Genomic DNA, 15,121 nt, shown 5'->3' on the forward strand with positions numbered 1-15,121 from the left:
CGGGGTACCCACCTGCGGCCCGATTCGCCCCACGACGTCCCCATCTCCGATCTGCGTTGCCGCAAGTTTATCCACGGAACCCTTTCGGCTCCGCACGTTCTATGTTAAGAAACTTTACTAACTACTGGACGGAGGCACGTCGTGAGTTCACCCACTCGTTCGGGGGAGCCGGGGACCGCACAGCCCGCCCTCGAGCGCAAGATCGGCCCACTGCAGGCCACCGCGATCAACATGACCCAGATGTGCGGTATCGGCCCGTTCGTCACGATTCCGGCCATGGTCGCCACCATGGGCGGCCCGCAGGCGATGTTCGGCTGGATCATCGGGGCGATCGTCGCGCTGGCCGACGGGCTCATCTGGGCCGAGCTCGGCGCCGCGATGCCGGGCGCCGGCGGCACCTACCTGTACCTGCGCGAAGCGTTCCAGTACCGCACCGGGCGGCTGATGCCGTTCCTGTTCGTCTGGAGCGCGGTGCTGTTCATCCCGCTGATCATGTCGACCGGCATCATCGGCCTCGTCCAGTACCTCGGCTACCTCATCCCGGGCGTCACCGACGACGCGGGTACCACGCCACTGGGCAAGATCATCGGCGTCGGCATCACGCTCCTGATCATCGTGGCGCTGTTCCGCAAGATCGGCCAGATCTCGAAGCTCACCACCGTGCTGTTCGTCGTCATGCTGGCCGCGGTGCTCGCGACGATCGTCGCGGCGTTCTCGCACTTCAGCGCCACGCAGGCGTTCGCCTTCACGCCGGGGGCGTTCAGCTCCGCCGGCGACGGCACGTTCTGGGGCGGCCTCGGCGCCGGCCTGATCATCGCCATCTACGACTACCTCGGCTACAACACCTCCGCCTACCTCGGCGGTGAGGTGCGGAACCCGGGCCGGACGCTCCCGCGGTCGATCATCTTTTCCATCATCGGCATCATGGGCCTGTACTTCCTGCTTCAGGTCGGCGTGCTCGGCTCGATCCCGCTGGCGCAGCTCAAGGACGCGAAGTCGGTCGCATCGTCGGTGCTCGAACAGGTGTGGGGCAGCGGCGCGGCCAAGTCGATCACCGTGCTGATCGTGATCGCCGCCATCGGGTCGGTCTTCGCCGGGCTGCTCGGCGGCTCGCGCGTGCCGTTCGAAGCCGCGCGCGACAAGGTGTTCCTGCCCGTGTTCGGAAAGCTGCACCCGAAGCTGCACCTGCCCACCGCGGGCGTGCTCACCATGGGCGTCATCACGATCCTCGGCTCGCTGTTCACCCTGACCACGGTGATCAACGCGGCGGTCGCGACGCTGGTCATCATCCAGTCGCTGGCCCAGGTCGCCGCGATCGTGGTGCTGCGCCGTCGGCAGCCGGGACTCCGGCGGCCGTACCGGCAGTGGCTCTACCCGGTGCCGACCATCATCGCGCTGGTCGGCTGGGTCTACATCTACATCTCGGCCGACTGGCTCTCGATCGGGCTGTCGCTGGGCTGGATCGCCGTGGGCGCGCTCGCGTACCTGGCCTACGCCAAGGCCGAGAACACGTGGCCCTTCGGGCCCAAGGAGATCAAAGAGGCGTTCGCCGCCACCGACACCGAAGGGGCACCGGCATGACGAAGAAGCTCGCCGCCCTCGCCGCGCTGCTGCTCGTGCCCGGCGTGCTCAGCGTGGCGGGACCCGCCGCCGCGCAGGACGCCCAGGCCGAGGTGGCGAAGCCGCACGGCCTCAGCACGATCGGCCTGCAGGGCTGGCAGGTCCGCACCACCGCGGACGTCAAGGACGGCGGTGACCAGGTCTCCACGCCCGGGTACGCCACCCGCGGCTGGCTGCCCGTGAAGCCGGACGACGCGGGCGCGCCCGGCACCGAGATCAACGCCCTGGTGCAGAACGGCAAGTGCCCGGACGTCTTCTACTCCGACAACATGCGCAAGTGCTTCGGGTACGTCGACAAGGTCGGCCCCGTCGCCACCTTGCCGTTCTCCGACCCGTGGTGGTACCGCACCGACTTCACCCCGGACATCAAGGCGGGCCAGCACGCCAAGCTGACCATCCCGGGCATCGTCGGCGAGGGCGACGTCTGGGTGAACGGCAAGCTCGTCGCCACCAAGGACATCGTGAGCGGCGCGTTCGCCGGGCACACGTTCGACGTCTCGCAGCTGGTCAAGCCGGGCAAGAACACCCTGGCGATCAAGGTGTACCCGAACAACCCGCTGAAGATGTACACGCTCGACCAGGTCGACTGGAGCCAGATCCCGCCCGACAACGACACCGGCATCCAGTTCGCGCCGACGCTGCAGGTCGGCGACGCGCTCACCGGCGACAACGCGCACGTCGTGCAGGACAACGCCCCCGACCTGTCCAGCTCGAAGCTGACCGTGAAGCTCGACGTCACCAACAACGCGGCGACCCCGCAGACCGGTGACGTCGCCGCGACGGTCACCCCGCCCTCGGGCGCGCCGGTCGTCGTCCACCAGCGGGTGACGATCCCGGCGAACACCAAGCAGACCGTGACGTTCGCACCGGTGAAGATCCAGCAGCCGCGGGTGTGGTGGCCGTACTCGATGGGTGACCAGCCGCTGTACACGCTGAGCACCGCGGTCTCGCAGGACGGCGTGCTCTCGACGTCGTCGAAGAGCACCTTCGGCATCCGCGCGGTCACCTCGCGGCTGGTCGGGAAGTCCGCGCCGCTGCCCGACGGCGCGCGCCAGTTCACGATCAACGGCAAGGACTTCGTGTTCCGCGGCGGCGGCTTCGCGCCGGACCTGTTCCTGCGCTACGACTCCGCCGACACCGCGCACCAGATCGCGCTGATCAAGAACATGGGCCTCTCCGGCGTCCGCCTCGAAGGCCACGACATGCCGCAGGACTTCTACGACCAGGCCGACCGCGCCGGCCTGCTGGTCATCGGCGGGTTCATCTGCTGTGACGCCTGGCAGCCGGACACCGCCGAGCAGCTGGGCGAGCGGGACCTGCGGATCATCCACGACTCGTCGGTGAGCATCGCGCAACGCGAGCGCAACCACCCCAGCGTCTTCAACTACGGCTGGAGCGACAACGAGCCGTTCCCGAACCAGGAGAACGCCGTCCTCACCGCCTTCAAGCAGGAGGACTTCCAGGTTCCGGTGATCGCTTCGGCGGAGTACAAGAGCACGCCGACGCTGGGCAACTCGGGGGAGAAGGAAGGCCCGTACGACTGGGTCCCGCCGTCGTACTGGTACGACACCTCGCACTTCGACGCGTCCGACGACAGCCGGACCAACGCGGGCGGTTCCTGGGGCTTCGCGAGCGAGCAGAGCGCCGGGCACACCGTGCCCACGCTCGACTCGATCAAGCGGTTCCTCTCGCCCACCGAACAGGCGAAGCTGTGGCAGGACCCGGCGTACAACCAATACCACGCGAACTTCGAGCCCGACCACGGCGGCTACGCGTTCGGCACGCTGTACACGCTGGACCAGTCGATCACCCAGCGGTACGGCAAGTGGAACTCGCTGAAGTCCTATGTGGACCTGGCGAACATCGCGAACTACGAGAACACCCGTTCGCAGTTCGAGGCGTTCCTGCACCACTCGACGGACAAGGACAACCCGTCGACCGGCGTCGTCTACTGGCAGCTCAACAAGGGCTGGCCGACGCTGCTGTGGTCGCTCTACAACGACGACGGCGACCAGCCGGGCGCGTTCTTCGGCGCCAAGAAGGCGAACAAGCCGCTGCACGCGATCTACGGCTACGACAACGGTTCCGTGACCATGGACAACCTCGGCGCGGGCCCGCAGTCCGGGCTTTCGGTGCAGGCCCGCGTGCTCGACACCGCGGGCAAGGTGCTGGACGACCAGACGGCTTCCGGCATCTCGCTGGGTTCGCAGGGCGTGCGCACCGGGGTCCTGAAGCCGAAGGTGCCGGCCGAGACGAAGGCGCCGGCGCCCGCGCAGGTCTACTTCGTCGAGCTGCAGGTGAAGCAGGGCGGGAAGGTCGTCGACCGGAACGTCTACTGGCTTTCGACGCAGAAGGACGTCGTCGACTGGGGCAAGACGCTGGGCAACCCGCAGGCGACGCTGTCGCAGTACAGCAACCTGCAGGCCCTGCAGAACCTGCCGAAGTCGCAGGTCAGCGCGGTCGCGTCGACGCGATCGAACGGCGGCGACCTCGTCTCCACGGTGACCGTGACCAACACGTCGAAGACCCCGGGCGCGGCGTTCTTCCTCCGGGCCGACGTCCGGCGGGGGACCGCGGACGGGCGCGAGGCGGGCGGTGACAACCAGCTCGCGAACGCGACCTGGGACGACAACGACATCACGCTGTGGCCGGGCCAGTCGCAGACGCTGACCGCCACCTACAAGGCGTCCGACCTGCGGGGCGCGGTGCCGGTGATCAGCGTCGACGGGTTCAACACCGGCCGGATCGTGGTGCCGGCGGCCGGTGGGTACGGCCACCACGGGGACGCGGCCGTCGCGCCGCAGATCGAGGGGTTCAGGGAGTGAGCGGGGACCGGATTCTCGGGATCGACTTCGGCGGCACGAAAGTGGCGCTGGGGCTCGCCGACCGCGACGGGAATCTGCTGGCCACGCGCCGGCTGGACACCGACGCGCAGGCGGGGGCCGAGCAGGTGGTGGTGCGGGCACTCGCCGGGGCTCGTGCGCTCCTGGCCGAGTCGGGCGCGGTGCCCGCCGCCGTCGGTGTCGTCAGCCCGGGGATCGTGCTGCCGGAGGAGATCCTGCTCGCGCCGAACGTCCCGGGCTGGGAGGAACTGCACCTGGCCGAGCTGGTGGCGGCCGAGTTCCCGGCCGCGCCGATCTCGGTGGGGACCGACGCGAAGGCGGCGGCACTGGCGGAGTGGCGGTGGGGGGCACTGGCCGGGGCCGACCCGGCGGTGTTCCTCTCGCTGGGCACCGGCATCGCGGCGGCGGTGCTGGTCGGCGGCCGGTTGCTGACCGGCGCCAACGGAGCTGCGGGCGAGATCGGGTACAACCTGCTCTCGCCGCAGGACACCGAGGGCTTCGCAAGCGGAGCGGCGCCGCTCGAGGAAGCCGTCGGTGGGCGTGGGCTGGGCGGCCGGGCGAGCAGCCTGCTCGGCCGCCCGGTCACCGCGGGCGAGCTGTTCGCGCTGGCCAAGGAGAACGTCGAGGCCAAGGAACTGGTGACGGCGGCGCTCGACGAGCTGTCGATGCACGTGGCCAACCTGGCGATCGCCCTGGACCCCCAGCGCATCGCGGTCGGCGGCGGCCTGGTCCGGTCGGCGGACGTGCTGCTACCGGCGCTGGCGGACCGGCTGGCCCACGCCGTGCCGTTCCCGCCGGAGCTGGTCTCGGCGAGGTTCGACCAGGACGCGGCGCTGCTGGGCGCGGTGGCGCTGGCCCTGGGCGGGTAGGCGTCCGGGCGGCGCGCCGGTGCCCCGACCCGGCGCGCCACCCGGTGTCAGTTCGGGAGGCCGGAGGGCGCGGGTCGCCCTCCGGCTTTCTCATGCCGCGGCCGTCGCCAGCTCGGTGCGGCGGAAGGCGGCGGGGGAGAGCGTGAACCACACCAGCACCGCGCTGACCGCCTGGATCGCCGCGCCCAGCACCCACACCGCGCGCAGGCCCCAGTGCGCCGCGACCAGGCCGCCGGTCAGCGCGCCCAGCGGCCTCAGGCCCCAGGCCAGGGCCCGGTGGCTGGTGAGGACCCGGCCGAGCAGCGGCGCCGGCGTGAAGCGCTGGCGGCTGGACTGCGAGCAGACGTTCCACAGCAGCACCGTCGCCGTCAGGGAGATCAGCACCAGCCCGATCAGCGGCGGCCACGGCGGCAGGACGGCGATCAGCAGCTGCGCCACCACGCCGAAGCTCTGCCCGATCCGCATCGACCACGAGTACCCGAGCCGGTCCACCACCTTCTGCACCACGAACGACGACGCCACCCAGCCGAAGGCGAGGCAGGCGAGCAGCAGCCCGTAGCCGACCGAGCCGACGTGCAGGACCTGCGTCGCGTAGAGCACGAGCATGGAGTTCCCGGCACTCGCGGCGAACGAGCCGAGCGCGACGTTGAGCGTGATCGAACGCAGCAGCGGCGTCTTCACCAGGTGCCGCAGCCCGGCGGAGAGGTCACGCAGCGGGTGCGTCCGCGCGATCGTCCTCGACTCGGACGGGATGCGCCGCGCCAGCAGCAGCGCAGTGAGCGCGCAGCCGGCGGCCAGCCACGCAGACGCCCCGGCGCTGACGGCGATGAGGAACCCGGTCAGCGGCGGCACGACGAACTGCACGGCCCCCCGGTCGATCACCTGCAGCCGCGCGTTGGCGTGGGCCAGCCGGTCCGCAGCGACGATCTCGGGCACGAGCGCACCGCTGGCGCCGTCCCCGAGCACCTGCGCGGAAGTGACGACGAAGGCGACGACGAGCAGCACGGGCAGGCTGAGCAGTCCGGCCGACGCGACGGCGGCGAGCACGAGCGCGGCTGCGACCTGCACGGCGTAGGCCCAGGCCAGCACGGTGGTCCGCCGCGCCCGGTCGATCAGCACGCCGGCGAAGAGCGACAGCAGCAGCCACGGCGCCTGCCCGGCGATGCCGATCAGCGAGATCTCCCGCGGATCGGTGGTGATGGACACGGCGAGCAGCGGGAGCGCGGCGAGCATCAGCCCTTCGGCGGAGGAACCCGACACCGCGACGGCCTGCAGCCGCACCCACCTGTTCGTCACGCGCGCAGCCCCATGATCGGCAGTCTGCCGAAGCGGCGCGTGAATTCCAACCGGATTACCGGGCGAACGCGCGAGCGAGGCGAAGAGAATCAGCGCGTCCGCGATCGCACAACGATTTGATTGCTGCCGTAGCATCTCCGGCATTGCCGTCGACTCCCTCCCACACACAGGATGGTGTGGAGGTGTCCATGCAGCGAGTGAACTGGCCGACCGCGTTCGTCGTACTCGGCTTCCTCGGCCTCATCGGAGTGATGTTCTGGCGCGCCAGCGCCGATTTGGCGCACTTCGACGCCGTCTGGAGCGCGGCAGGCCCGATCGTCGGAATCGTCGTCGGCGCGATTCCCGGTGCCGTTTTCGGGGTTTCGGCCCACAGCGCGCAGCGGCGAGCCCAGTCGCGGGCGGAGCTCTACGCCACGCGCCTGCCGCCCGGCCAGGCGGGCGACGTCGAGGACAAGCTCCTCGATCTCAGTTAGGGAGGGCGAGGGTGACTTCTCTGCTGATCGGGATAGCCGGGGCGGTGGCCACCGCGCTGATGACGGGCCTGTTGACGTACTTCGTCACCGCGTGGAAGGTCCGCCGCGACCTGCACGTCGAGTACGACCGCGGTCTGCGAACCAACCGGCTCGGCGCCTACGCGCAACTGTGGTCATGGACGCAGTCGTTCTCCCGCTACCGGCCGGAGGTGATGACCGGCAGCGGGGCGACCGAACTGCTCACGCGGCTCACCTTCTGGTATTACCAGCTGGGCGGGATGTACCTGTCGGCGGCGGCGCGCCGGAAATACTTCGCGTTCATGGACCTGCTGAAGTTCTCCGCCGAATCCGCCGACGAAAGCGCGCCGCTCCCGAACGTGCAATTCACGAGGCTGCAGAAGTGCGCGAGCGAGCTGCGCTCGCAGATCACCGACGACGTCGGCACGCGGGAGCCGCCGCTCTATCCGCGACGGGCCGGGTGAACGAGGACTGATCAGCGACGCACACGGGTCGACTCGCGGACCACCAGCTCCGGGGTGAACACCACCGCCTGGTGCTCCGCCGTCGTGTCCGCCGTTTCCGTCAGGAGGAGCTCCGCCGCCGTGCGGCCGAGGCGCTGGGCGGGCTGGCGGACCGACGTCAGCGGGACCGCCGCCGCTCCCGCGAACTCGATGTCGTCGTAGCCGACGATCGCCATCTCCTCCGGGATGCGCACGCCCGCGCCGACCATCGCCTGCAGGACGCCCAGCGCCAGCAGGTCGTTCGCGCAGAACACCGCCGTCGGGCGGGGGCTCGTGCCCAGCAGGCGGGCACCCGCGTCGCGCCCCGAAGAGACGTCGAGGCCGATCGCCTCCAGGATCGTCAGCTCCGCCGTCGAGCCGGAAAGCGCCGTGCGGAGGCCCTGCTCGCGGTCGCGGCACTGGGCGAGGATCGCCGGGCCGTTGACGAACGCGATGCGCCGGTGGCCGGTCTCCAGCAGGTGGCGGCCCGCGAGCGCGCCGCCCGCGATGTCGTCCACCGCGACCGAGCTCGCCTCCGTCGTCGGCGCCTTGCGGTCGACGAACACGTACGGCGTGCCGCTGCGGCGGAACGCGCGCAGCGCCTCGCCGGACGTCGCCACCGGGCTCAGCAGGACGCCGCGGACCCGCTGCTCGGCGAACATCGCGAGGTAGGACGCCTCGAGGTCGGACCGCTGGCCGCTGTTGCAGGTGATGATGTTGAGGCCCTCGGCGTGCGCGGCCTGCTCGGCGCCGCGGGCGACGTCGACGAAGAACGGGTTGCCGAGGTCGAGCACGAGCAGCCCCATGATCCGGCTGCGGCCGGCGCGCAGTTGCCGCGCCGACTCGTCGCGGACGTAGCCGAGCTCCTCGATCACTGACAGCACCCGGTTCCGGGTGGCCGTGGCGACCACGTGCGGCCGGTTGACCACATTGGACACCGTGCCGATCGAGACGCCGGCCCGCTTGGCGACGTCCTTGATGCCGACCACCGCACCCCCTCGCTGAGAAGGGCGTGAGCCTATCACGGTCTGAAACGTTTCAGGAGCCGATTTCCCGCCCTTCGTCGGATGATCGCGGCACTAGGCTTCGCGTCGGTGTGGCTGCCACTGGGAGGAGTCCGGGTGCGGATCTTCACGATCGTCCTGTCGCTGGTGCTGACGTGGGTGCTCTCCGGGGCGGTCGCCTCGGCCGGCCCCGTCCTCGAACACGACACCGACGACCCGGTGACGGCCGCGCCCGCGGTCACCCGGCCCGGCACGCCGCACTGCAGCGTCACCCTCGCCGACGCCTTCCGCTCCAACGCCGCCGACGGCACGCCGCAGTTCTACGAGGGCACGCTCGCGCCGCCGAAGGCGTGCCCCGGCCCGTGGGCGAAGGTCGTCATGGACCAGACCGTCACCGTCAGCGGACGGCAGTACGACCGGATCGGCGACCTCGCGATCGGCGGCGCCGAGGTCTGGTGGGGCACGACCGAGGAGCCCAGCGGCGAGGGCAATCGCCCGATCACCTACCACTTCGACAAGGACCTCACGCCCTACAGTGCGCTGCTGCGCACGCCGCAGCCTTACCGCGGCGGGATCGAGAACTACAACTCGCCCGTCTACACCGGCGTGTACGCCCAGACCGTGACGCTCACCTATTACCAGGCCGACCGGAAGCACCCCGCGCCCGAAACGCCCGACCACGTCACCGGGTTCGGCCACAGCGACGCGACCCCCCCGGCGCCGACCGTGCACTTCTCCGCGAAAGACCTGCCGCGCAACATCACGCGCGCCTACCTCGAGGTGACGCTCGAAGGGCACGCCTGCGACGAGCAGTGGTTCGACGACGTCCCGGACGCGGTGTCGGCGAAGTACCCGGCGGCCGGGCTCTGCGGCAAGGGCCCTTACCGCGAAGCGAACTTCGCGCTCGACGGGACGCCCGCGGGCAGCGCGTTCACCTTCCCGCACATCTACTCCGGCGGGATCGTGCCGCAGCTGTGGCGGCCGATCGTCGCGATCGACACCTTCAGCCTGCACGCCGAAACCTACGACATCACGCCGTTCGCGGGCCGGCTCGTGGACGGCGCTGCGCATGACCTTTCCTTCTCCTTCCCGGACATCGGCGGCGAATTCACCGTCGTGCCGACCCTACTGCTCTACACCGACAAAAAAGCCGCGCAGACGTCCGGTGCCCTGACCCAGCACGACGTCGCCGCCGCGCCGGTGCGGCAGACAGCGGTGAAGGACATCGAGGACGGCGTCAACGTGACGGTGACGGCCAAGCGCGACGACGTCACCGCGGGCTACGTCGACACCTCCGCCGGCCGCGTCTACACCCGCGTCGAGCGCACCCGCGACTACCGCAACAGCGACGACGTCACCGGCGGCGGCTTCACCCAGCACGTCGTGCAGGGCGACTCGGGACAGCAGACATCGACGTCCACTGTGGACGGCCGGGTGCGCTCGGCCGCGCGGCACACCTGGTCCTACCCGCTGACCACCGACGCCACCGCGGACATCACCGACGACCAGAACCTGCGGATCTCCGGCTCGGCCGAGATGACGCAGACCCTCGGCGACCTCACCGGCGACGGCCGGGGGTGGCGGCCGGTCCGCGCGTCGAGCGAGTGGCTGAGCTCGTCCGGCGTGCTGGCTCGCACGAACGGGGTCAACACGGAGGCGGACGGACGTTCGCGCAGCTCGTTCGCCGGTTCCGACGACCTCGGCCGGCCGTACTTCCACTACGTCGCGAGCGAGCACGGGCTGATCACCGAGAACCGGGAGCTCCCGCCGCGGAGGTGAGACCCGTCTCGCGGCTCCTCACCCGATCGGGCTAGTGCGGTACTGTCGGGTCCATGGGGAGTCTCCGCTCACGGGTCCTGGGCTGGGTCGGGCGACGGTATCTCGCGCGGCAGTCGAAAAAGGGCTTCGACCTCGAGAAGATGTCCGCGATCCTGCCCGACTCGGCGCTGCTGCCGCTCAAGCGGGACGGCCTCGACCCGGTCGCGGAGATCAGCGCGATCCGGGCCGAGGCGCCGATCAGCAAGCTCGACCTGCCGTTCGGGATGAACGCCTGGCTGGTCACGGGTTACGACGAGGCGAAGGCCGTGCTCGGCAAGGTGACGGAGTTCTCCACCGACTTCGCCAACCTGGTGGGCAACGCCGGCGTGACCGCCGACCAGAACCCGGGCGGGCTCGGTTTCGCCGACCCGCCGGTGCACACCCGGCTGCGCAAGCTGCTCACCCCGGAATTCACCATGCGCCGGCTCAACCGGCTCACCCCGCGCATCGACGAGATCGTCACCGAGCAGCTCGACGCGATGGCCAAGGCCGACGGCCCGGTCGACCTGTGGCAGGCGTTCGCGCTGCCGATCCCGTCGCTGACCATCTGCGAGCTGCTGGGCGTGTCCTACGAGGACCGCGCAGACTTCCAGCGGCTGGGCACCGCGCGCTTCGACCTCTTCGGCGGCGCGGGCGCGTCGCTCGGCGCGATGTCGGAGTCGCTGACGTACCTGCTCGACATCGTCAAGAAGCAGCGCGAGGAGCCCGGCGACGGCCTGCTGGGCATGCTGATCAAGGAACACGGCGACGAGATCGACGACCGCGAGCTGGCCGGCCTCGCCGACGGCGTGCTCACGGGCGGCCTGGAGACGACGGCCAGCATGCTCGCGCTCGGCGCGCTGGTGCTGCTGCGCGACGAAAAGGCGTTCGAAGCGGTCCGCGGCGACGACGAGTCCGTGCACCGGTTCGTCGAGGAACTGCTGCGCTACCTGACGGTGGTGCAGATGGCGTTCCCGCGGTTCGCCAAGGAGGACATGGAGATCGGCGGCGCGAAGATCACCGAGGGCGACATCGTGCTGGTGTCCCTCTCGGCCGCGGACCGCGACCCGAAGCTGGGCCCGGACATGGAGAAGTTCGACGCCACCCGCGAGCCGACGTCGCACCTGGCGTTCAGCTACGGAATCCACCGCTGCATCGGCGCGGAGCTGGCCCGCATGGAGCTGCGCACGGCGTACCCGGCGCTGGTCCGGAGGTTCCCGAACCTGCGGCTCGCGGTGCCGGCGGACGAGCTGTCGTTCCGCAACGTGTCCATTGTGTACGGTCTGGACGAGCTGCCGGTGCTGGTGGACTGAGTCACGCGGTTCCGGAGGGTCCTTTGCGGACTCGAAGATCCGGTTCGCTCACGCGCTCGACCGCAGAGCGGGATTCGCGTGATCGATGCCGAAACTCGAGTGACGGGGGGCCGGGATCGGCGTGATCGAGACCGGAACTGCCGTGATCGAAACCGGAACTAGCGTGATTGAAGCCGGAACTGGCGTGATTGGGCCCGAGACTCGCCAGTGCGGCCACATCCGCCCCCGTGCACGCGAGTTCCGCCCTCAAACACGCGAGTTCCGGCGCTGGTCACGCCAGATCGGCCTCCGATCACGCGAGGGTTGACCCAGCCGCGCCGGATCCGGCCTTAACCTCATCCCCGGCCCCCGGCCCCCGGCCCCCGGCCCCCGGCCCGGCTGGTCCGCTCAGTTCACCCCGCGGGGCCGGAACTGGATGCTGATCCGCGGCCCGACTGGCTTGGCCGTCTTCGGCACCGAATGCTCCCAAGTCCGCTGGCAGCTCCCACCCATCACGAGCAGATCCCCGTGTCCCAACGGCCGAGCCAGTGTCTTGCCCCCACCGCCGCGAGGCCGCAGGGCCAGGGTGCGGGCCGCGCCGACCGAGAGGATCGCGATCATCGTGTCCTCGCGGGCTCCGCGGCCGATGCGGTCGCCGTGCCAGGCCACGCTGTCGCGGCCGTCGCGGTAGTAGCACAGGCCCGCCGTGCGGAACGGCTCGCGCAGCTCTCGCAGGTAGTGCTTGCTCAGCGCCTCCCGCGCCGCGGCCAGCGCCGGGTGGGGGAGCGGCACGCTCTCGCGGTAGTAGCTGAGCAGCCGCGGCACGGCGACGACGCGGTCGTACATCTTCCGCTTCTCCGCCTGCCACGGCACGCCCTCGACCAGCGTCGCGAACAGCTCGTCGGCACCCTCGAGCCAGCCCGGCTGGATGTCGACCCACGCGCCCGAGCCGAGGTCGGTCCGCTCGGGCGCGAGCGGGCGCAGCGAGATGGAGCCCTGGGTGGCGAACAGCGAAGACTGGAGACCCGGGTTCATGGTCTCCAGTCTACACCAAGATCGAACACCTGTTCTAGTGAATCACGTCGTAGACGAGCTTCTGGATCCCGTTGCCGTAGGACTCGCTGTCGACGAGCTTCAGGGCCTGCTTGTCCTTGTCCGTCTCGCTGAACAGCCGCTTTCCCGCGCCGAGCAGGACCGGGAACACCAGCAGGTGGTAGCGGTCGACGAGGCCGGCGTCGGCCAGCGCGCGGTTGAGCGCGGCGCTGCCGTTGACGATGATCGGGCCGCCGTCGGTTTCCTTCAGCGCGGCGACGTCGTCCAGGGAGCGGAGGATCGTGGTCTCGCCCCAGTTCGTCACCAGGTCGGACTCCTGCAGCGTCGTCGAGACGACGTACTTCGGCATCGCGTTGTAGCCGGCGAACTCGATCGTCATGCCCGGCCAGACCGGCGCGAACGCCTGGTAGCTGACCCGGCCCAGCAGCAGTGCCGTGGCTTCTTCCTGCTCGGAGCCCTTGATGGCGTAGGCGGCGGGGTCGAACTCGATGTCCTTGAAGGTCCAGCCCGAGTTGCGGTAGCCCGCCTCTCCGCCGGGTCCTTCGACGACGCCGTCGAGCGAGACGAACGAAGTGGAGATCAGGGTGCGCATGGTTTCTCCTGGGTCGATCTTGGGTGCGTTCACCAGTGTGTCGAACGGCGTCGGCCGGATTCGACAGCGTCGCGCGGAAAACTTCCGACGCGCTGCGGGGCGGGAAAGTGGGTCTTGTCCGTGGTCGCCCGGGCTCGTACAGTCACTTCCACGCCGGACAAAGGTCTGAACCTGTGTCCCGCTACCGCCGCCTCGAGTGACACAGGAGGTTGACGGTGCGCAGACTTCGCGGCGCGGGCGTGCTCGCGGCGGTCGTGACCGGGCTCGTGGTCCTGGCCCCGGACGCGGGCGCCCAGGTCGGCGGCGGGTCCTGGATCTCGGACTCGCCGAGCTACAAGACGCAGGAAAAAGGGTGTGGCAGCGTTTCCGGCCTCACCTTCAAGCTCACCTGCTCGACGGGCAGCGGTGAGCAGCGGGCCGAACGCCGCTACGCCACCTACACCGGCGGCACCCACCAGTTCGAGGGCTCCTTCAAGATCACCAGCATGGGCGGCAGCCGGATCAGCCTGAAGCAGACGTTCCGGGACGGCTCCAGCGCCGGGCCGTTCTTCTTGCTGGCGGTCGAGAAGGGTGGCCGGCTCTACGCGGTGCACGGCGGGGAGACGATCGCCACCGGCGCGACCGTGGGCACCAGCGTCCGGGTGAACACGATCAACCAGGTCGGCAGCACGCACAAGGTGTACATCAACGGCTCCCAGAAGGACTCGGTCTCGAGCCCGAGCGGCAGCTACTACGACAAGTTCGGCAGCTACCGCACCGCGAGCGGCGCCGGACCGATCACGGTGCAGTGGAGTGACATCAAGTTCTGGCACCGGTGACGCGCGCGGCGTCCCCGGTGTCACGCCGGGGGCGCCGCCCACGTGTCGAGGTCGTCCCAGGCCGCCAGTCGCAGCCCGCTCGTGAACCGGCGGTGTGCTCCGGTCACCGGGTCGTCGAAGTCGAGGACCTTCGCCAGCAACTGCAGGGGTTTCGTGAAGTCGCCGAGGGGTTTCTCCCGCAGTTCCGGGTAGAAGTCGTCGCCGAGGATGGGGATGCCGAGGCCGCTCAGGTGCACGCGCAGCTGGTGGGTCCGGCCCGTCGACGGTGCCAGCCGGTACCGGCCCAGGCCGGCGCGGTGCTCGGTCAGCTCGACGTACGTCTCGGCGTTCGGCTCGCCCGGCACCTCCTGCGCGGCCAGCACCCCGCGTTCCTTGACGATCCGGCTGCGCACGGTCCGCGGCAGCTCCAGCCCCGGGTCGTACGGCGCGATGGCCTCGTACTCCTTGTGGACCTTCCGGTCGCGGAAGAGCGTCTGGTATTTGCCGCGCAGCTCCGGCGTGATCACGAACATCACCAGCCCGGCGGTGACGCGGTCGAGGCGGTGCGCGGGGGAGAGGTGTGGGAGGTCGAGGTCCCGGCGCAGCCGCACGAGCGCCGTCTCGAGGATGTGCTGCCCGCGCGGGATGGTCGCGAGGAAGTGCGGCTTGTCGACGACCAGCAGGTGCTCGTCGCGGTGCACGACGCGGATCGCGAACGGCACCGGCACCTCGTCCGGCAGGTCGCGGTGGAACCAGATGAACGAGCCGGGCGCGTACGGCTCGTCGACGGCGAGCGGGCCGCCGGTGCCGTGGATGCGCTCCTCGCGCAGCATCTGCTCGATGCGGTCCGGCGCCACCCTCGGCAGCCGGTCGACGAGGTGCGCCAGCAGCGTCGGCCACTCGCCGTCGGGCAGCTTCAGCCGGGCGGGCTCGAGCCCGTGGCGGGGCGGGATCGGGGGCCGGAGCTTGCGTCTCATCGTCCCCC

The 15,121-nt window shown here is 70.2% G+C and carries 13 protein-coding genes; 8 read left to right on the forward strand and 5 right to left on the reverse strand.

Features of this window, described 5'->3' with window-relative positions:
* Positions 1-141 precede the first annotated feature (141 nt).
* Genes OG738_RS31230 through OG738_RS31240 form a run of 3 tightly spaced genes read left to right on the forward strand, consistent with a single transcriptional unit; the run spans position 142 to position 5,332 of the window.
* Positions 142-1,581: an APC family permease gene (locus OG738_RS31230; protein ID WP_329046301.1), complete on the forward strand. Its 1,440-nt coding sequence runs from the start codon at positions 142-144 to the stop codon at positions 1,579-1,581.
* Positions 1,578-4,445 (forward strand): glycoside hydrolase family 2 protein, encoded by a 2,868-nt coding sequence (locus tag OG738_RS31235; RefSeq protein WP_329046302.1) that lies wholly within the window; start codon positions 1,578-1,580, stop codon positions 4,443-4,445. Before OG738_RS31230 ends, OG738_RS31235 begins: the two co-directional genes overlap by 4 nt.
* Entirely contained in the window at positions 4,442-5,332 is an 891-nt protein-coding gene (locus OG738_RS31240) for an ROK family protein (protein ID WP_329046303.1), read from the forward strand. The genes OG738_RS31235 and OG738_RS31240 overlap by 4 nt, the downstream gene beginning before the upstream one ends.
* A 90-nt stretch (positions 5,333-5,422) precedes the next feature.
* Here the strand turns inward: OG738_RS31240 and OG738_RS31245 are convergent, their stop codons facing one another.
* Positions 5,423-6,628: an MFS transporter gene (locus OG738_RS31245; protein ID WP_329046304.1), complete on the reverse strand. Its 1,206-nt coding sequence runs from the start codon at positions 6,626-6,628 to the stop codon at positions 5,423-5,425.
* A gap of 197 nt (positions 6,629-6,825) precedes the next feature.
* Between OG738_RS31245 and OG738_RS31250 the strand changes: the two genes are divergently transcribed.
* On the forward strand, positions 6,826-7,101 hold the full coding sequence (locus OG738_RS31250; RefSeq protein WP_329046305.1) for a hypothetical protein: 276 nt from the start codon (positions 6,826-6,828) through the stop codon (positions 7,099-7,101).
* A gap of 11 nt (positions 7,102-7,112) precedes the next feature.
* The gene (locus OG738_RS31255) at positions 7,113-7,583 is read left to right on the forward strand and encodes a hypothetical protein (protein WP_329046307.1); all 471 of its coding nucleotides are present in this window, start codon (positions 7,113-7,115) and stop codon (positions 7,581-7,583) included.
* Between the two features lie 11 nt (positions 7,584-7,594).
* Here the strand turns inward: OG738_RS31255 and OG738_RS31260 are convergent, their stop codons facing one another.
* Positions 7,595-8,590, reverse strand: coding sequence for a LacI family DNA-binding transcriptional regulator (locus OG738_RS31260; protein WP_329046309.1), 996 nt, complete (start codon positions 8,588-8,590; stop codon positions 7,595-7,597).
* A gap of 132 nt (positions 8,591-8,722) precedes the next feature.
* On the opposite strand from OG738_RS31260, the gene OG738_RS31265 reads away from it, so the two are divergent.
* Together OG738_RS31265 and OG738_RS31270 are read left to right on the forward strand one after the other, a co-directional pair.
* Entirely contained in the window at positions 8,723-10,384 is a 1,662-nt protein-coding gene (locus OG738_RS31265) for a peptide-N4-asparagine amidase (RefSeq protein ID WP_329046310.1), read from the forward strand.
* A 53-nt stretch (positions 10,385-10,437) separates the two neighbouring features.
* On the forward strand, positions 10,438-11,715 hold the full coding sequence (locus OG738_RS31270; protein WP_329046313.1) for a cytochrome P450: 1,278 nt from the start codon (positions 10,438-10,440) through the stop codon (positions 11,713-11,715).
* A gap of 387 nt (positions 11,716-12,102) precedes the next feature.
* Here OG738_RS31270 and OG738_RS31275 read toward each other — a convergent pair whose 3' ends face one another.
* Together OG738_RS31275 and OG738_RS31280 are read right to left on the reverse strand one after the other, a co-directional pair.
* Positions 12,103-12,729: an alpha-ketoglutarate-dependent dioxygenase AlkB gene (locus OG738_RS31275; protein WP_329046315.1), complete on the reverse strand. Its 627-nt coding sequence runs from the start codon at positions 12,727-12,729 to the stop codon at positions 12,103-12,105.
* A 34-nt stretch (positions 12,730-12,763) separates the two neighbouring features.
* A complete protein-coding gene (locus OG738_RS31280) occupies positions 12,764-13,339 on the reverse strand; it encodes a dihydrofolate reductase family protein (RefSeq protein ID WP_329046317.1) in 576 nt (191 codons plus the stop codon).
* A 239-nt stretch (positions 13,340-13,578) separates the two neighbouring features.
* Between OG738_RS31280 and OG738_RS31285 the strand changes: the two genes are divergently transcribed.
* Positions 13,579-14,157 (forward strand): hypothetical protein, encoded by a 579-nt coding sequence (locus tag OG738_RS31285; protein ID WP_329056895.1) that lies wholly within the window; start codon positions 13,579-13,581, stop codon positions 14,155-14,157.
* A gap of 20 nt (positions 14,158-14,177) precedes the next feature.
* On the opposite strand, the gene OG738_RS31290 is transcribed toward OG738_RS31285, so the two are convergent.
* Positions 14,178-15,113, reverse strand: coding sequence for an RluA family pseudouridine synthase (locus OG738_RS31290; RefSeq protein WP_329046318.1), 936 nt, complete (start codon positions 15,111-15,113; stop codon positions 14,178-14,180).
* Positions 15,114-15,121: the final 8 nt, after the last annotated feature.

Origin of the sequence: Amycolatopsis sp. NBC_01488 (assembly GCF_036227105.1) — a bacterium.
GTDB lineage: Bacteria > Actinomycetota > Actinomycetes > Mycobacteriales > Pseudonocardiaceae > Amycolatopsis.